This is a genomic window from Halopelagius inordinatus (genome assembly GCF_900113245.1).
Lineage (GTDB): Archaea > Halobacteriota > Halobacteria > Halobacteriales > Haloferacaceae > Halopelagius > Halopelagius inordinatus.
This window is the reverse complement of the sequence record NZ_FOOQ01000002.1, coordinates 864,291-879,769: the sequence shown is the minus strand read 5'-3', so window position 1 is coordinate 879,769 and position 15,479 is coordinate 864,291. Positions and strand designations below refer to the sequence as shown.

The 15,479-nt window shown below is 67.6% G+C and carries 19 protein-coding genes; 8 read left to right on the top strand and 11 right to left on the bottom strand.

The annotated features are described in order from the left end of the window. Positions 1–86: 86 nt before the first annotated feature. A complete protein-coding gene (locus BM167_RS18540) occupies positions 87–224 on the top strand; it encodes a hypothetical protein (protein ID WP_177213350.1) in 138 nt (45 codons plus the stop codon). Positions 225–294: 70 nt separating this feature from the next. Here BM167_RS18540 and BM167_RS12350 read toward each other — a convergent pair whose 3' ends face one another. The 3 genes from BM167_RS12350 to BM167_RS12340 all read right to left on the bottom strand — a co-directional run bounded on the left by BM167_RS12350 (position 295) and on the right by BM167_RS12340 (position 2,667). Next, a complete protein-coding gene (locus tag BM167_RS12350; protein ID WP_092893099.1) occupies positions 295–1,338 on the bottom strand; it encodes a zinc-dependent alcohol dehydrogenase in 1,044 nt (347 codons plus the stop codon). Between the two features lie 298 nt (positions 1,339–1,636). Further along, a complete protein-coding gene (locus BM167_RS12345; RefSeq protein ID WP_092892881.1) occupies positions 1,637–2,479 on the bottom strand; it encodes a beta-keto acid cleavage family enzyme in 843 nt (280 codons plus the stop codon). After that, on the bottom strand, positions 2,476–2,667 hold the full coding sequence (locus tag BM167_RS12340) for a hypothetical protein (RefSeq protein WP_092892879.1): 192 nt from the start codon (positions 2,665–2,667) through the stop codon (positions 2,476–2,478). Before BM167_RS12340 ends, BM167_RS12345 begins: the two co-directional genes overlap by 4 nt. 134 nt (positions 2,668–2,801) lie before the next feature. On the opposite strand from BM167_RS12340, the gene BM167_RS12335 reads away from it, so the two are divergent. The 3 genes from BM167_RS12335 (at position 2,802) to BM167_RS12325 (ending at position 4,951) form a co-directional block, all read left to right on the top strand. After that, the gene (locus BM167_RS12335) at positions 2,802–4,139 is read left to right on the top strand and encodes an oxidoreductase (RefSeq protein WP_092892877.1); all 1,338 of its coding nucleotides are present in this window, start codon (positions 2,802–2,804) and stop codon (positions 4,137–4,139) included. Positions 4,140–4,353: 214 nt separating this feature from the next. Beyond that, positions 4,354–4,581 (top strand): hypothetical protein, encoded by a 228-nt coding sequence (locus tag BM167_RS12330; protein ID WP_092892875.1) that lies wholly within the window; start codon positions 4,354–4,356, stop codon positions 4,579–4,581. 7 nt (positions 4,582–4,588) lie between these two features. Next, positions 4,589–4,951: a hypothetical protein gene (locus tag BM167_RS12325; RefSeq protein WP_092892873.1), complete on the top strand. Its 363-nt coding sequence runs from the start codon at positions 4,589–4,591 to the stop codon at positions 4,949–4,951. A gap of 67 nt (positions 4,952–5,018) precedes the next feature. Here BM167_RS12325 and BM167_RS12320 read toward each other — a convergent pair whose 3' ends face one another. After that, positions 5,019–5,642 (bottom strand): hypothetical protein, encoded by a 624-nt coding sequence (locus tag BM167_RS12320; RefSeq protein ID WP_092892871.1) that lies wholly within the window; start codon positions 5,640–5,642, stop codon positions 5,019–5,021. Positions 5,643–5,742: 100 nt separating this feature from the next. Here BM167_RS12320 and BM167_RS12315 point away from each other — a divergent pair, with 100 nt between their 5' ends. Together BM167_RS12315 and BM167_RS12310 are read left to right on the top strand one after the other, a co-directional pair. Beyond that, positions 5,743–6,375, top strand: a complete 633-nt coding sequence (locus tag BM167_RS12315; protein ID WP_245781346.1) for a DUF2238 domain-containing protein — start codon at positions 5,743–5,745, stop codon at positions 6,373–6,375. A gap of 54 nt (positions 6,376–6,429) precedes the next feature. Continuing rightward, complete coding sequence (locus tag BM167_RS12310) at positions 6,430–7,092, top strand: potassium channel family protein (RefSeq protein WP_092892869.1); 663 nt, start codon at positions 6,430–6,432, stop codon at positions 7,090–7,092. Positions 7,093–7,341: 249 nt separating this feature from the next. Here the strand turns inward: BM167_RS12310 and BM167_RS12305 are convergent, their stop codons facing one another. From BM167_RS12305 to BM167_RS12290, 4 genes are all read right to left on the bottom strand, one after another. Further along, the gene (locus BM167_RS12305) at positions 7,342–8,070 is read right to left on the bottom strand and encodes a TOBE domain-containing protein (protein ID WP_092892867.1); all 729 of its coding nucleotides are present in this window, start codon (positions 8,068–8,070) and stop codon (positions 7,342–7,344) included. Between the two features lie 30 nt (positions 8,071–8,100). Continuing rightward, a complete protein-coding gene (locus BM167_RS12300) occupies positions 8,101–8,847 on the bottom strand; it encodes an amino acid ABC transporter ATP-binding protein (RefSeq protein WP_245781358.1) in 747 nt (248 codons plus the stop codon). Between the two features lie 104 nt (positions 8,848–8,951). Next, complete coding sequence (locus BM167_RS12295; protein ID WP_092892863.1) at positions 8,952–9,707, bottom strand: ABC transporter permease; 756 nt, start codon at positions 9,705–9,707, stop codon at positions 8,952–8,954. A 24-nt stretch (positions 9,708–9,731) separates the two neighbouring features. Beyond that, entirely contained in the window at positions 9,732–10,757 is a 1,026-nt protein-coding gene (locus BM167_RS12290; RefSeq protein ID WP_092892861.1) for an ABC transporter substrate-binding protein, read from the bottom strand. A 133-nt stretch (positions 10,758–10,890) separates the two neighbouring features. On the opposite strand from BM167_RS12290, the gene BM167_RS12285 reads away from it, so the two are divergent. Then, positions 10,891–11,976, top strand: coding sequence for a putative sulfate/molybdate transporter (locus BM167_RS12285; RefSeq protein ID WP_092892859.1), 1,086 nt, complete (start codon positions 10,891–10,893; stop codon positions 11,974–11,976). Positions 11,977–12,124: 148 nt separating this feature from the next. Continuing rightward, positions 12,125–12,628 carry a DUF7384 family protein gene (locus BM167_RS12280; RefSeq protein ID WP_092892857.1) on the top strand — a complete coding sequence of 168 codons (504 nt, stop codon included), beginning with the start codon at positions 12,125–12,127 and terminating at the stop codon, positions 12,626–12,628. Positions 12,629–12,772: 144 nt separating this feature from the next. On the opposite strand, the gene BM167_RS12275 is transcribed toward BM167_RS12280, so the two are convergent. The 3 genes from BM167_RS12275 to BM167_RS12265 all read right to left on the bottom strand — a co-directional run bounded on the left by BM167_RS12275 (position 12,773) and on the right by BM167_RS12265 (position 15,441). Then, positions 12,773–13,408: a non-canonical purine NTP pyrophosphatase gene (locus BM167_RS12275; protein WP_092892855.1), complete on the bottom strand. Its 636-nt coding sequence runs from the start codon at positions 13,406–13,408 to the stop codon at positions 12,773–12,775. Positions 13,409–13,458: 50 nt separating this feature from the next. After that, entirely contained in the window at positions 13,459–13,740 is a 282-nt protein-coding gene (locus BM167_RS12270) for a DUF5808 domain-containing protein (protein ID WP_092892853.1), read from the bottom strand. 105 nt (positions 13,741–13,845) lie between these two features. Continuing rightward, on the bottom strand, positions 13,846–15,441 hold the full coding sequence (locus BM167_RS12265; RefSeq protein ID WP_092892851.1) for a bifunctional N(6)-L-threonylcarbamoyladenine synthase/serine/threonine protein kinase: 1,596 nt from the start codon (positions 15,439–15,441) through the stop codon (positions 13,846–13,848). Positions 15,442–15,479 lie beyond the last annotated feature (38 nt).

Here is a 15,479-nt window from a genome sequence, read left to right as displayed (position 1 = left end):
ACCGCGACCCCACTCGAAATCGGTGATTCACCCGAATCCGACGGGCCCGAACATACTTTGCCGTGTCACCAATCACCACTAGTGAAATGCCCCAACTGACCATCTCTGAGGACCTCTACAGACAACTGGAGACGGCGGCGGACGGCGAGGAGATAGAGCAGATACTGTGGGAGATGGCCGCGATGTACCGACGCCAGCAGAATCCGGAAGCGGACACGGAGTGAGGCGTTCGACCCGGGGAGAGCCCGGTCGAACGCGCGGCCGGCAAGCGCGGCGGAACCGACGGTTCGCGACTTATCCTCGCAGTTCGGAGACGTCGAAGACGGGCTTGCACGTCCCGCCGGAGACGAACGTCTCGAACGCCTCGTCGGCGTCGAGAAGCGAGAACCGGTCGTCGAGGAACGTCTCGCAGTCCACGTCGCCGGAGGCGATGAGGCGAAGCGAGTGCTCGAAATCGTCGTACATCGAGGCGTACGAACACTGGAGGTCTACCTCCGCGCGGACCAACGGCGAGTACGGCATCGTCGTCTCGCCCGTCTGGCCGACGAGGACTATCTGTCCGCCCTTTCGCACCTCGTCTACGGCCATCGTCAGTCCCGAGGGGTGCCCCGTCGTGTCGAACACCACGTCGTAGCCGACGCCGTCGGTCAGCGTCTCGCGGTGGGCGTCCAAATCGTCGCTCTCGACGTTTATCGTCCGGAAGCCGAGTTCCTCCGCGAGGGGCAGGCGGTACTCGGTGTCCTGTCCGACGCCCGCGACGACCACCTCGCCGCCTTGGGCGTCGGCGATTTGGGCCGTGAGGAGGCCGATGGGACCGGGCCCTTCGACCATGACTCGGTCGCCCGCGCCGACGCGGGAGTTCTCGATGACGGCGCGCGCGCCGATGCTCGTCGGTTCGACTATCGCGGCGTGTTTCGGCGGCACGTCGTCGGGAACGGGGTGAAGCGCCGACTCCGGCACGGCGATGTAGCCCGCGTACGCTCCGTCGTGGTCGACGCCGGTGATGACCGCGTTCTGACAGACGTTCTCCTCGCCGATTCGGCACTGATAGCACTCGCCGCATCCGCGAATCGGTCGCTCGACGACTCGGTCGCCGACCGAGAAGTTCGTCACCCCTCCGCCCACTTCGACGACGCGGCCGGAGTACTCGTGACCGATGACGTTGGGGAGCGTCATCCGTTCGAACGCCGACTCGAACTCGTATATTCCCGCGTCGCTTCCGCACAGTCCGGCGTAGTCGACTTCTATCAACGCTTCGTCGGGCCCCGGGTCCGGTCTCTCTCGGTCGACCAGTTCCATCGAACCGTGGCTCCGACTCGTCTTGGCAAGTCCGCGCATACCACCCTCTCTCCCGCCGACGGGTATAGTTCTGTGGGAGCGGAGATGCCGAATTGCGTTCTTTCGAGGCTTCTCGGCGCCGGTGAGGGAACTCTCTCGTTTCGTCACGTCGCACCGAGACCCCGTCGGTTCACTCATGTCGCACGGCGTTTCGACGCGGCGCGACTCCGACGGCGTCGACGCCCGCCTCGCCGAGTCGCTTCCGACGGCCGCGACGTGGGCGGCGTCCGGGAACGCTGACGGCATACCGGGCAGGTACGGGAGCGACCCGAGTAGCCTCTGGGATGCTCTCGCCCGGTTACAGGCCGAGTACGTCGCGGACCTGCGAGGGAGTGGCGACTTCACGCCCGAGTTCCTCCGCGACGCGGACGGTCCGTTCGACCAGTTGCGCGTTGCTCTCTGCGAGTTCGCCCCGGCGGTAGTAGACGTTGTCCTCCAGTCCGACGCGGACGTGCCCGCCCAACAGGACGCCCATCGTCGCGAACGGCAACTGGTGCGGGCCGAATCCGAGCGTGTTGAACTGCGCGCCGTCGGGGAGGTTGTCGACGGCGTTCAGCAGGTTCCGCGGACGCGGCCGAGTGAGCGTTCCGCCGCCGAAGATGAGCGTCGCGTACACCGGGTCGGCCACCTCTCGCCGTTCCAGCAAGCCGTACACCTCGTTGAGGTGGCCGTCGTTGAACACCTCCAGTTCGGGCTTGATTCCTCGCTCTCGCATCTCGTCGTGGAGCGAATCGACCATCGCTCGCGTGTTCTCGCTGGTCAGGTGATCGTATCTGTTCAGCGGACCCATGTCGAGAGAGGCCATCTCCGGCGGCGGGTCGGTCCGAAGCGGTAAGTGGCGGTCCTCGGCGGGCGCGCCGGTGCCGCCCGTCGAGTGTTGGAGTATCACGTCGTCGGCGTACCGCCGCACCGCGTCGTCTATCGCCTGAAAACGCTCGGTGTCGAACGACCGTTCGCCGTTCGGTCGCCGGGCGTGGAGGTGGACCACCGCGGCGCCCGCCGCCTCCGCCGCCGCGGCCGCTTTGCCTATCTCCTCGGGCGTCTCCGGCAGGTTCGGGTTCGCCTCCTTCCCGTGGACGCCGCCCGTCAACGCCGCGGTGACGACGAGGGGGTCGCCCGCGAGATACGACTCGTAGGTCACGACTCTCCCTCCCCGTTGCGGGCGCGGTATATCTCGCAGTGGTCTGCGTGGTCCAGACCGTAGCGGTCGTTGCAGATGTCGGCGCGCATCGGTTGGACGAACCGGTCCGCGACGGTGCAGTACGCTCGCGGTTCGTCGAACTCCTCGCCGTTAGCCGACCGGTGGTACGCGAGGTGAGGACAGGCCATACGGACGCGTCGCCTCGAGGTAGATTAACGGTTTGCGGGCGTCCGCGTCACCGGGTGACGACGTCGCCACCGCCGCGCCCCCGCGCCGACACTCCGGGCGGGACGCTTAATCCGCTCTGGGCGTACTGTCGCGTGTGGCTCCCGCCCTCGAAGACCCGATCGAAATCTCCGGACTCGACGTTCGGAACCGCCTCTATCGCGCGCCACTGTTAGAGTGCGCCGGCGAGGGGCCCGACGCGGTGGACGTCCTCCGCGAAGAACTCGAACCCGCGGCGGCGTCGGGCGTCGGCCTCATCTGTCAGGGGGCCAGTCCCGTCCGCGAGGAGACGGGGCACGTCGCGCCGAACATGACGAGTTTCGCGGACCGGGAGTTCGTCCGCGGCCTGCGACCTCTCACCGACGCGGTGCACGACCACGGCGCCAAGATACTCGCGCAACTCGACCACGGGGGGATTCGGAGCCTCGAAACGTGGCACGCCGCCTACCGAAAGGAGCGTTCCGCACCCGAGCAACTCGCCGTCTCGCCGTTGCCGATGCCGCTGAAACTGCTCGACGCGGCGGGGATTCTCTCGTACGACGCGCGCGTTCTCACGACGGCGGAGGCGTACGAACTGGCGGCGGATTTCGGCCGGTGCGCCGAACACGCGGTGGCGGCGGGGTACGACGGAATCCACATCGCGGGCGCGAACATGGGCATCGTCCAGCAGTTCCTCTCGCCGTTCTACAACGCCCGAGACGACGAGTTCGGCGGGAGTCTCCGAGAGCGGATGCGGTTTCTCGAACTCGTCTACGAGGAGATTCGAAAGCGGGTGGGCGAGGACGTGCCCGTCGTGACGAAGGTGCCCGCCGAGACGGCGTCGCCTTCGGTCGTTCGCTCCCGTCTCTCCGTCGAAGACGGCGTCCGCGTCGCCCGGCGACTTGAGGAGGTGGGATTCGACGCCGTCGTCCCCGTCGAAGGCTCCGTCTTCTGGGACATGAGTCTGATTCGCGGCGAGTTCCCCGAACGCGCGTGGTCGGGGTCGCAGTTCCGCGAGGGCTACCGAGAGGCGTTCGGCGGGCGACTCCGCCCGCGCCTCGTCGCCCTCGCGCACAGACTCCACGCGCGGAGTCAGTCGTTCGACCCCGCGTGGAACGAACCGTTCTGCGCTCGCGTCCGTGAGGCCGTCTCGATTCCGGTCCTCGCGGAGGGCGGCGTCCGGCGGCGGACGGAGATGGACCGCCTCCTCTCTGCGAACCGGTGCGACATGGTGGGGATGGGCCGCCCGTTCTACGCCGAACCCCGAATCGCCGCGCGACTCCTCCGAACCGAAGGAGAGGAGGTGGAAGCGACGTGCGAGAACTGCAACAACTGCACCGTGCCGCAGGTGACGGGCGCGCCCGGCGTCTGCCGAACGCCGAGCGTCCTGCGGAAGACCGGCGAACTCCGGAAAGAAGGCGCGTACGGCGAGACGCAGGGCACCGACGGCCGGTAGCCCCTCGACCGGTTCTCGCTCTCGCCGCCCCCGCGGACGCCGTGTTCGCCCCTTCGCACTTCGTCTCGTCTCCCTCTGCGACGCGCGACTATGTATTCTCGACTGATGTGTCTATCAGGATTCGACGGGCACGTCGCGCAGAAATCGCCGGGAGAACTAGTTCGTATATGTCGTCCCAATTACTTATGCTGGCTCTGTCCTAGGTCGATACCGTATGAGCGCAGACGACGTTCCGACGTCAGACCGCATCGACGAGACGACGACGTGGCCCGAACTCGCAGTCGGGTTGTACGACCGACTCACGGGCCGCGGAGCCGAGATAACCTACGAGTTCGAGGAGATGACCGTGGACGTTCCGAGCAAGACGGGCGAGGACGCCGAACACGCCCGCTGGGGACTCGACGGGACGATTCGAGTCCGAACCTCGGAATCGAACGACTGAGCGACGGATGTCCGACGCATCGAGCGTCCTCCGCGTCGAAGCGGACCTGACGCTCACCGTCGACGGAGAGACGGCGACGGTGTCTACGGGGCCGTTCGGCGAACTGTACGTCGACGCCCCGTCGCTCTCGTCGGCGTTTCGCGTCGCGCGCCACGTCGGTGACCTCCCGCCGCCGTTCGAACACTCGGGCGAGAGGCTGGCGGAGACGGGACTCACCGTCGTCGTCCGCGTCCGCCGGGCGATAGTCGCCAGAGTCGGCGACGGCGTCGAAAGCGGCCCACTCGAACGGCTTGCGGGCGAAGAGCGGACGCGAATCTATCCCGACGGCGTTCTGACGGCGACGGTGAGGGAACTGCGCGGCGTCGAGTGAGACGCGGCGGGCGTTCGCGGGCTATCGGACCGACCGCGGTACCGCGCCAGCGCCCGCATCGAAAGAATCAGCGGAAGTCTTCGACGAACCGGTTCGGCACGTACACCAACACGCCCGCCGGAAGCGCGTCGACGACGCGTTGGGCTATCGTCACCATCGGCTTTCGGAGGACTACGTAGGCGGCGGAGACGCCGAGAGCGACGAGGACGCCCGTTCTGACGTGACCGTCGAAGACGTACAGCGTCGGCGCGGCGAAGACGACGGCCGCCGCCAGGTCTTCTGGCGCGCCGTCGTAGCGAATCCACCGTCGCGGCGGGACCCACCGGCCGTGGTAGTGGCTGTAGACGGCGCGGTCGGACGTGCCCAGCCACGGTTTCAGCTCTAGCCCGCCGCCGAAGGCGTCCATCACGGAGTGAAGCGCCGCGGCGGCGAGAAACAGCGCTACGGACAGCGTGAGCGTCGTGGGAACGACGGCGGCGACGGCGAGTGCGGGCACCGCGAGCACGCTGAAGTACACCGGAAAGTGCAGCGTCTTTCGGTGTGCGACGTACAGGTCGAAGTCGGGGAACAGACCCCCGAGCGCCGCGGCTACGACCGGTATCGGTATCGTCCCCGCGGCCGTTTCCGGAAACAGCGTCGCGAACACGACGGCGAGCACAACCCCCGCAAGGGCGTGCGTTGTTGCCATCATCGCCACCACGTAGGAGGATGAAGGGAAAAACGTTGTCGTGTCAAGTGTTATCACTCCTACATCACGGCCGTTTATCCCGCTCGGCTCGTAGAGTGAGGGTATGAACAGTCGGCGACGGACGTTCGCGCCGCGCCAACTGGCCGTCTACGCGATGCAGTTTGCCATCGTCGGCATCCTCGTCGCCGGCCTCCTCGCGCGGAACGTCAGCATCGTCGTCAACGGCGTGTTGGCCCTCGCCGTCACGTTCCTCCCCGCCCTCGTGAGTCACGACTGGGAAGTCCGCCCGTCGCCGGGAGTGACGCTGTGGATAACGCTCGCCGTCTTCCTCCACGCCGTCGGGATGTTGGGCCTGTACGACCACGTCTGGTGGTACGACCACGTCACGCACACCCTCTCTGCGACAATCGTCGCGGGCGTCGGCTACGCCACCGCGCGGGCGATAGACCGGTACACGGACGCCGTCTACCTCCCCCGTCGGTTCATGTTCGTGTTCATCGTCACGTTCACCCTCGCGTTCGGCGTCTTCTGGGAGGTGTTGGAGTTCTTCGTGCGCCTCGGAGCCGACTACTTCGGCGCGGAGGCGGTGCTCGTCCAGTACGGCCTGGAGGACACTATCATGGACCTGCTGTTCGACACGGTGGGCGCGATTCTCGTCGGTCTGTTCGGGACGCGGACGCTCTCGTCCGTCGTAGACTCCATCCACTACCGAATCGAGGAACTCCGCGCGGGCTGACCGACGGCGGACGCCCGTTCAAGCTTTTATCCTCGGCGGTCGTCAGGTACTGTCATGAGATTCGTTATCGTGGGGTACGGCCGCGTCGGCGCCCGCGCCGCCCGAGTGCTGCAAGAGGAGGGACACGACGTCGTCGTCGTCGACAACCTGGACACGAAAGCCGAACGCGCCCGAGATGCGGGATTCGAAGTCGTCGAGGGAGACGGGAGCAACGAGTCTGTGCTTCGCCGCGCGGGTATCGAAGACGCCACCGCCGTCGGCGGACTGACCGGCGACCCGAACGTCAACTTCGCGGCGTGCATGATCGGCGCGGAGTTCGGCTGTCGGACCGTGATGCGAATCAGCGAGGACTACAGACAGGAGATATACGAGCAGTACGCAGACGACGTAGACGAAGTCGTCTACCCCGAACGACTCGGCGCGGCGGGCGCGAAGACGGCGCTTCTCGGCGGGAACTTCAACGCCATCGGCGACCTGACCGAGCAACTCGGACTCTCGACCGTGAACGTCCCGGAGGACTCGCCCGTCGTCGGCCGGAAGATATCGGACATCGATCTCGGCGAGGACGGCATCATCTACGCCCACGGGCGGCAAAGAGAGGCGATGACGATTCCGCTCCCGGGGACGAAAATCGAGTCGGGCGACCAACTCGCTCTCGTCACGGAACGGGACGGCTTAGACAGCGTGCGCGCGGTGCTTCTCGGAAGCGAGACGTAACACGTCGAGCGAACGTGAGCGGTGGCGGCGCGATGGGGGGGAGGAGTGCGCCGCCGGTGGGTGTGCCGGGCGCGCGTCGGGAGGATGGGAACTGAGGCCGTCGTGCGCGCCCGGGAGGATATCGGAAACGACTCGCCTTAAATCCGTGTCAGACGGACGCGTGACCCGCGACGTCGCCGGAACGGGCACCGAGAGCAGACCCTATCGATTGCCGACGCACGGACTCGCGCCCCCGCCCGTCCCGCCCGATTACGCTCCCTCTCCGTCCCTCTCTGTGACCGTCTCGACGGCCGTGGCCCGCGTCGCCGTCGCCTTCCACGACGCGACGACGCCCGCACCGGGAGCGAGTCCGAGTCGGTCCGCGCTATCGGCGGTGACGAGCGCCCACAACGGGTCGGAAAAACCGACGTCCACGGCGACGCGGACGACGGCGTCGCCGCGTTCGACCGCTTCGACCGCGCCGTCGAGTCGGTTCCGTGCACTCGTCGCCCCGGGCGCGGGCGCGTCGTCCGGCGCGTGAAGCGTCACGGCGTCGGCTCTGACGCTCACTTGGACCGGGCGGCCCGGTTCTCGAACCGCCTCGTCGCCGATGGCGCGGACCCGGCCCGCCTCCGTCTCGACGTCGCACAGTTCTCCCTCGACGCCGGTGACGGTTCCGGGTGCCATCGTCTCGGGGACGCCCGCGGTGCCGGAGAGGGCGGCGTGGAGGCGGTCGAACCGCGCGAGAACGTCGCGCCCGGCGGGGGTGAGTTCGCTTCCGCCGCTGTCGGACCCGCCGCGACGGCGTTCGACGAGCGACCCCAACGCGTCTTCGAGTTCCTGCAGTCGCGAGAGACACCGGGGACGCGACCGTTCGAGCGACGAGGCGGCAGCGCTGACAGACCCCGTCTCGGAGACGGCCCGCAGGAGTGCGGCGTCGTCGTCGTCGAAACTGACGCCGTCGGCGTCGAGGTACGCCTCGAACCAGTCGTCGACCATACGCGCCCCGACGGCCCCCGGCGGTAAAAATCAGTAGACGAGTTCGCCCGCGACGAACTGCCGCGTTCGCTCGTCGTCGGGGTCCTCGAACACGCGGTCGGTCGGACCGCACTCGACTATCGACCCGTCCAAGAGAACTTCGGTGCGGTCCGACACCCGTCGGGCCTGTTGCATGTCGTGGGTCGCGATTGCGACGCCGATACCGCGGTCTCTGGCCGCCTCGACGGCCTCCTCTACGAGCGCGGTGTTCCGCGGGTCGAGGTTCGAAGTCGGTTCGTCCAGAAGCAGTACGTCCGGGTCGGGCGCGAGTGCGCGGGCGATGGCGACCCGTTGGGCCTCCCCGCCCGAGAGCGACGAGGCGTGTCGGTCGGCTTTGTCGGCCATTCCGACCGTCGAGAGGGCGTCTTTTGCCGCCTCGGGCACCGAGTCGCGGCCGACGATCCGACGCATCGCGGCGCGGAGGCGGTCGCTCCACGACTCGCGGACGCGCAGTCCGTAGGCGGCGTTCGTCGCCGCCGTCGCAGAGAAGAGACTCCGAACCTGAAACACCATCCCGACGCGGCGGCGGACGGCCAACCGGTCGGCCGGAGAGAGCGTCCACACGTCCGTTCCGTCGGCGCTGACGACGCCCTCCGTCGGTGGATGGAAGCACGCCAGCAGTCGCAGGAGCGTCGTCTTTCCCGTCCCGGAGGGACCGACGACGGCGAGCACTTCCCCGGGTTCGACCGCCAACTCGACCGACTCGAATATCGGACCCCCGCCGAAGCCGTGAGTCACGTCTTCGGCGGCGAGGCGAGTCCCCTCGCGTTCGGCGCTCTGCGTTCCGTCTCTCCCCTTTCGGTCCGTCTGCTTGCGGCCGTTACGGGCGTGGTCGGCGTCGGTCACCTGTCGCTCCCTCCGTTTCCGGTCGGGCCGTGCGACCCCCGCCCCCGACTTCCCGACGCCGAGTTGCCGGGCGTCCGGTCGCGGAACCGCGAACCCAGTGCGTTCACGCCGAGAACGAGTGTCAGGAGGATGACTCCGAGTGCGATGCCCGTCTCGACGTTCCCCTTACGGGCCTCGACGGTGATGGCCGTCGTGAGCGTCCGCGTGAAGGACGTCTGGTCCGAGAAGACGATGTTGCCGCCGACGATGAGCACCGACCCGACTTCGCTTATCGCGCGGCCGTACCCGGCGAGAACGGCGGTGACGATGCCGTACCGCGCCTCGCGCAAGACGAGAAGCCCCACGTCCGTCTGCGTCCCGCCGGCGACGAACGCGGCGTCGCGCAGGTCCGCGGAGACGGCCTCGACGGCCGACAGCGACACGCTGAGGACCACCGGCGTCGCGAGGATTGTCTGCGAAATCATCATCGCCTGCGGGGTAAAGAGCAGGTCGAAGTCGCCGAGGGGACCGGAGTTCGAGAGGGTGAGCAGGACGACCAATCCGACGACGACGCTCGGAAAGCCCATCCCCGTCGAGATGAGAGAGGTGAGAAGCGACTTTCCGCGGAAGTCGCCGAACGCGACGGCGACGGCGACGGGGAGGCTGACGGCGGTGCTGGCGACGACTGCGGCGGTGCTGACGTACAACGAGACGAGCGTGATGCTGACGAGATACTGCGTGTTCAGGTCCCCCAACGTGCCGCCGAGAAACATGGGTAGTTCTCCCTTCCCGTCGGATTAAAAGTCCTCGGGAACGCGCTGGTCGACCCACGACTGGAACGTGATGTCCTCTCGGGAGGGGTTCGACCCGTCCCAGTCTTCGGGTACGTACTGCGCGAAGTTCGGCTCCTCGGAGAGAGCGTTCGGGAAGAACAACTGCGACCCGTTCGCCGTGTAGTTGTCTATCAGGTCCTGCCCCTCCGGACCGGTGATAAAGCCGACGTACGCCATCGCGAGTTGGTAGTTCACGTCGTCGTACTTCGCGGGGTTCACCGGGATGACGCCGTAGGGGTTCTTGAGGATGGTCGGGCCGTCCTTCAGCGGGCCCTGCACGTGAATCACGAGGTCGATTTCGCTCTGCATCGAGAGATACGTCCCCCGGTCTGCGAGGGTGTACGCCCCGGATTGACTCGCCTGCACCAGCGTGTCGCCCATGCCTTTTCCGACCTCTTGGTACCACTGTCCGGACGGTTCGACGCCGGACTCGGCCCAGATGTTCAGTTCCTTCTTGTTCGTCCCCGAGTCGTCGCCGCGGGAGACGAACGTCGACTCCGTCTCCGCGATGGTGGCGAACGCCTCCGTCGCCGACGACGTTCCGCCGATTCCCGCGGGGTCGTCCTCCGGGCCGACGATGACGAAGTCGTTGAACATCACGTCGCGACGGTTGACGCCGAACCCGTCCCGCAGGAACTCGTCTTCCGCGCCGCGGGCGTGGACGAGAATGACGTCGGCGTCGCCGTTCCGCGCCGTCTCGATGGCCGCCCCGGTTCCCTGCGGCACCGCCTTGACCGTCGCGTCGAACGACTCCTCGAACGCCGCGTTCAGTTCGTCGAGCAGTCCGGTGTCGTACGTGCTCGTCGTCGTCGCCAGGGTCAACTCCCTGTCGCCTGACCCTCCCGACTGCTGCCCTCCGCTCTCGACGCTGTCTTGCGTTTCGTCTTCCTGCGTCGCCGTCGATCCCGTCTCGTCGCTCGTGCATCCGCTGAGACCGAGAACCGTTCCGACGCCCGCCGCTTGGAGGAACCGCCGCCGTTGTATCGACATGGGAACAACGATGGCAGCGCCCGAAATAAATGTACTCCTCTAAACGTAACTCCGCGCGGTTTCGTTCGCCCGCGACATACCCGGTGAAGGTTACCGAAAACGTTGAAGTGAGGCCCCCGTGAGCGACTCTCCGATGGGTCTCACCGACGTTCACACCGGTCGTTCGCTCCGCTTCGACGCCGGTGAGGCGGCGGGTGCGCTCGGGGACTCCGTGACGGTTCTTCCCCTCGTCGTCGCTCTCGGAGCGCTCACCCCGATTTCGGTCGGCACCGCGTTGCTCTGGTTCGGCGTCTTCCAACTTCTCTGGGGTCTGCTGTACGGGCTTCCGCTCTCGGTGGAACCGATGAAGGCGCTCGTCGGACTGGCCATCGCGGGGACGATAACCGCGGGCGAACTCGTCGCCGCCGGCTTAGCGGCGGGTGTGGTCCTCGTCGTCGCCGCCCGCTTTCGCGTGCTCGGCCGGGTCCAGTCGCTCGTCGGCGAGGCGGCGATTCGCGGCGTCCAACTCGCCGTCGCACTCCTGTTGGCGACGACGGGCGTCGAACTCGCCGCGGGCGACCCGACGCTCGCGGCCGTATCCGTCGGTCTGGTCGCGCTCGCGGCGGCCGCCGGACGCGCCCGCCTCTCGTCGCTTCTCGTCCTCGGCGCTGGCGTTCTCGTCGCCGTCGCCGCCGTCGGCGGCGTCTCCCCGTCGCTTCCTCCTCTCGCCGCCGTCCCGGTGACGCCGACGGCGACGCTCGGCGCGGCGGAGGCGACGCTCGGACAACTGGCGATGACGGCCGGAAACGCCGCCGTCGCCACCTCGCTTCTCTGTTCTGACCTGTTCGACGCCGACGTGCCGCCGGACCGACTCGCGGGGAGCATGGGCGTGATGTGTCTCACGGCGGTTCCGTTCGGCGGCCTGCCGATGTGCCACGGAAGCGGCGGACTGGCCGGGAAACACGCCTTCGGCGCGCGGACCGGCGGCGCGAACGTCCTTCTCGGCGTCTGCTACCTCGCGGCGGCCTGCGTCGCGGGCGTCGTCGTCGCGTTCCCCACCGCGTTCCTCGGCGTCCTCCTCCTTCTCGTCGCGTGGCACCTCGCCCGGGCCGCCGCCCGGAGCGACCGACTGTTTCTCGTCTGCGCCGTCGGCGTCGTCGGACTTCTGACGAACGTCGGCGCGGCGTTTCTCGTCGGCGCAGTCGCTGACCGTCTCCTCGACCGAGCGCTGTCGGCCTGACCGGGTTCGAGGACCGAACCGCCCTTCTATCCGCGGACCGAACATCCTCGCATGAACTCGTGGACCGACCTGTTCGACCGCGCGGCGTCGTTCGAGCGGACGGTAGACGACGTGCGCGAGACGCTCGATTCGCGACGAGAGGGCGACGATGAGTGACGGTTCGGACGTCCCCGACCCCGAGGACGTCGAACGGAATCCCGCCCGCGTCGTCGCCGACGCCGACGTTCTCGCGGCGGACCTGTTCGGCGACGACGACTCCAGAGAGGCGTTAGACGCCCTCCGCGAGCACTCGTGGACGACGCTCGTCGCCAGCGACCCCCTCCTCGACGACGCCCGCGCCGTCGTCGAATCGCTGGGCGACGAATCGCTCGCAGAGGCGTGGCGAGAGCGAGCCGAAAACTGGCGCGACCCCGTCTCGCACCCCCCCGAAGACCACCCGGCGCTCGGGTCGGCGTACCGCGGCGGGGCGATGCACATCCTCTCGTTCGACGACCGACTGACGTCATCGGAGGCCGGTGCGACGCTCGGCAGTCAGTTCCCTGTGAGCGTCCACCACCCGCGAGCGTTCGCGACGCTCTTCGACGCGGAGAGCCTCTACGCGGAAGTCGTCGGCGGCGACTATCCCGGACCGGACCGCGACCCGCGGGAGTGATTCTTGCGGTACAGACTCCCGATATTTCCGTTCGCTCTTCACCTCGCTCACTCCGTTCGTTCCGAGCACTCCCCCTCGGTCGCTTCGCTCCCTCGCGGGACCTCCGTGAGACTCGCTACGCTCGTCTCACGAGGTTTGCCTCGCTCACTCCGTTCGCTCGGCAAACCACTCCCCGAACTTCGCCAACGCCCGCCCGCGGTGGGACACCGCGTTCTTCGCTTCGGCGTCCATCTCCGCGAACGTCGTCCCGTCGTGTTCGAAGATGGGGTCGTAGCCGAACCCGCCGTCGCCCCGCGGCGGGACGATACGCCCGCGAACGGTTCCCTCGAACAGTCTCACGGGGAGGAGTTCGGTCTCCTCGCCGTCACGTTCCGCACCCGCGGCGGCCGCGGCGGTTCGGTCATCTCTGTCTATCGGGTCGGGACTCGCCTCGAACTCCGTCCCGTCGCAGTACGCGAGCGTGCATTTGAACGCCGCGCGGCGCGGTTCGTCCAGTTCTCTCTCGACGAGTCGGTAGACCGCTTCGACGCCGAGTGTCTCTTCGACGTACGACGAGTACGGGCCGGGGAACCCCTCGAACCCCTCGACGAACAGTCCGGCGTCGTCCACGAGGACGGGTTCGCCGGCGTGTCGGTACGCCTCGCGTGCGCCGTGGGCGGCGATAGGCCCGAGATTTGAGCCTTGTACCTCGGTGTAGTCGTAGTCGAGTCGCTCGACTTCGTCGAGATACTGAAGCGCCTCGCGGACCTTCCCCGGATTCGTCGTGACGTATCGGAGCATCCGCTCTGGAGTCGGGCGGGTCGAGAGAAAGAGGCGTCGGTGTCCGACGGTCAGTCGTCGTCGACGACGACTTCGACCGGGCCGTCCTCGTCTGCGGCGGCAGCGGTGTCGGACCCCGAGGAACGCTCCTGCCAGAGGAGGACGCCGACGACGACCAGCGCGACCCACGAGCGCCAGTTGGCCATGTTCAGCGTGTACCCGATTCCGAACGGCTTCTCGACGAGCATTCCCTTGTCGGGCTGCCAGTACGACGAGAGCATCCGACCCATCGACGGTCGCTCGAAGTTGTACGGAACGCCGAGAATCTCACCGGTCTGCGGTTTGTCTGCCATACTACACGATTACGCGGGCGGCCGATAAATCGTTTTGGTGTCCTCTCGAACGGTGCGCCTCGCGAGGCGACGTTCGGAACGCCGCCGCGCCGTCGGCGACGACCGCTACTGATAGCGGCCGCGACCCTCTATCTCCCGCAGGCGTGCGAGAACCGCGTCGTCGCCGACGCTCTCGTATCCCGCCTCGAACGCCCCGAGGAGTGGGTCGGGTTCCGTCGCCGTCCCCTCGACGCTCTGCCCGAACACGTGGAGGTCCATCGCGTGGTCCTCGACGTGACCGGTGTGGTATCCGAGGCCGAAGTCGATGAGGTACGTTCGGTCCTCGCCGACGCGGACGTTCCGCGTGGTCGGGTCGCCGTGGACGAACCCCGCGCGGTGGATTCGAGCGAGATGTTCGCCGACGGTCCGGCATCTGTCGGCCGTGAGATGTCCCGCGAGGTCCGCCTCGCCGACGTAGTCGAAGACGATGACGCCCTCTGTAGGGTCCACGTCCCGGACGACGGGCGTCGGGACGCCGACGCGCCGCGCTTGACTCGTCAGGCGTGCCTCGGCGACCGTCCGCTTTCGTCGGAGCCTGTCGTCCAGTTCGGGATGACGGTACGTCTTCGGAACGCGCCGCTTTTCGACGCGTCCGGACTCGACTGTCACCGTCGCCTCCGCGCCGCGAATCGCTCCGTCCGTGGTCGGGGCGCGCGCGACGGACTCCTCGCCGTCACGCCACGTCACCGGCACCTGGTCGGGCCGGAAGTTCGGGTCTACCGAGGACTCGGACACCGAGAGCGTGTCGCCCGCCTCGTACATCCGCGCGCCGAGGACGGCTATCATCCCGGCGTTGTCGCGGAGGAACCGCGGTTCGGGCGCGTAAAACTCCGCGCCGCGTTGCTCGCACATCGTCCGGAGCATCTCGCGCAGGCGGTCGTTCTGCCCGACGCCGCCGCCGAGGACGAGTTCGTCCGTCCCCGTCAGCGAGAGGGCGCGTTCGGCCACCTCCGCGAGCATCCCGAAGATAGTCTCTTGGAGGCCCGCGCAGATGTCTTCGACCGGGACGCCGTCGTCCGCGGCCTGTTTTGCGGCGCTCATGATGCCGGAGAAAGAGAAGTCCATCCCCTTGACGACGTACGGGAGTTCGTGGAACTCGCCGTCTCTCGCGGCGCGTTCGACCTTCGGCCCGCCGGGATGCGTCCACCCGACGTGTCGGGTGAACTTGTCGATGGCGTTGCCGACGCCCGTGTCCATCGTCTCACCGAGGACGCGGTATCGACCGTTGTGGTAGCCGAGCAAGTGCGCGTTCGCGCCCGAGGCGTTCAGACAGACCGGCGAGTCGAACCCCGACTGGTACCGGCCGATTTCGAGGTGCGCCACCATGTGGTTGACGCCGACTAGCGGGACGTCGAGCGTCTGTGCGAGCGCGCGCGCGGCGGTGCCGACGATGCGGAGACACGGGCCGAGACCCGGCCCGCGGGAGAACGCGACGGCGTCTATCTCTATTGTCTCGCCCTCCGCCGTCTCCGCCGCCCTGTCGAGAACGGTCTCGACCACAGACGGAATCGCCTCGCCCATGTGTTCTGCGGCTTCGCGCGGGTGGATGCCACCGCTGTCCGGTTCGTACGGGTCCGACTCGATGACGACTTCGTCGGCGTCGCTATCGAACAAGGCGGCGCTGGCGGCCCACGCGGTACCCTCTATTCCGATAACTCGCATCGAAAATTCGAAGACGGGTTACGAGTCCGTTCGACCCG

Coding starts and splice junctions, on each gene's coding strand:
- BM167_RS12295 (WP_092892863.1), bottom strand. CDS start 9,707: ATGTTTCTCGGCGGCACGTTGGGGGACCTGAACACGCAGTATCTCGTC.
- BM167_RS12350 (WP_092893099.1), bottom strand. CDS start 1,338: ATGCGCGGACTTGCCAAGACGAGTCGGAGCCACGGTTCGATGGAACTG.
- BM167_RS12315 (WP_245781346.1), top strand. CDS start 5,743: ATGAACAGTCGGCGACGGACGTTCGCGCCGCGCCAACTGGCCGTCTAC.
- BM167_RS18540 (WP_177213350.1), top strand. CDS start 87: ATGCCCCAACTGACCATCTCTGAGGACCTCTACAGACAACTGGAGACG.
- BM167_RS12280 (WP_092892857.1), top strand. CDS start 12,125: ATGAGTGACGGTTCGGACGTCCCCGACCCCGAGGACGTCGAACGGAAT.
- BM167_RS12270 (WP_092892853.1), bottom strand. CDS start 13,740: ATGGCAGACAAACCGCAGACCGGTGAGATTCTCGGCGTTCCGTACAAC.
- BM167_RS12275 (WP_092892855.1), bottom strand. CDS start 13,408: ATGCTCCGATACGTCACGACGAATCCGGGGAAGGTCCGCGAGGCGCTT.
- BM167_RS12330 (WP_092892875.1), top strand. CDS start 4,354: ATGAGCGCAGACGACGTTCCGACGTCAGACCGCATCGACGAGACGACG.
- BM167_RS12305 (WP_092892867.1), bottom strand. CDS start 8,070: ATGGTCGACGACTGGTTCGAGGCGTACCTCGACGCCGACGGCGTCAGT.
- BM167_RS12285 (WP_092892859.1), top strand. CDS start 10,891: ATGGGTCTCACCGACGTTCACACCGGTCGTTCGCTCCGCTTCGACGCC.
- BM167_RS12340 (WP_092892879.1), bottom strand. CDS start 2,667: ATGGCCTGTCCTCACCTCGCGTACCACCGGTCGGCTAACGGCGAGGAG.
- BM167_RS12310 (WP_092892869.1), top strand. CDS start 6,430: ATGAGATTCGTTATCGTGGGGTACGGCCGCGTCGGCGCCCGCGCCGCC.
- BM167_RS12265 (WP_092892851.1), bottom strand. CDS start 15,441: ATGCGAGTTATCGGAATAGAGGGTACCGCGTGGGCCGCCAGCGCCGCC.
- BM167_RS12320 (WP_092892871.1), bottom strand. CDS start 5,642: ATGATGGCAACAACGCACGCCCTTGCGGGGGTTGTGCTCGCCGTCGTG.
- BM167_RS12290 (WP_092892861.1), bottom strand. CDS start 10,757: ATGTCGATACAACGGCGGCGGTTCCTCCAAGCGGCGGGCGTCGGAACG.
- BM167_RS12325 (WP_092892873.1), top strand. CDS start 4,589: ATGTCCGACGCATCGAGCGTCCTCCGCGTCGAAGCGGACCTGACGCTC.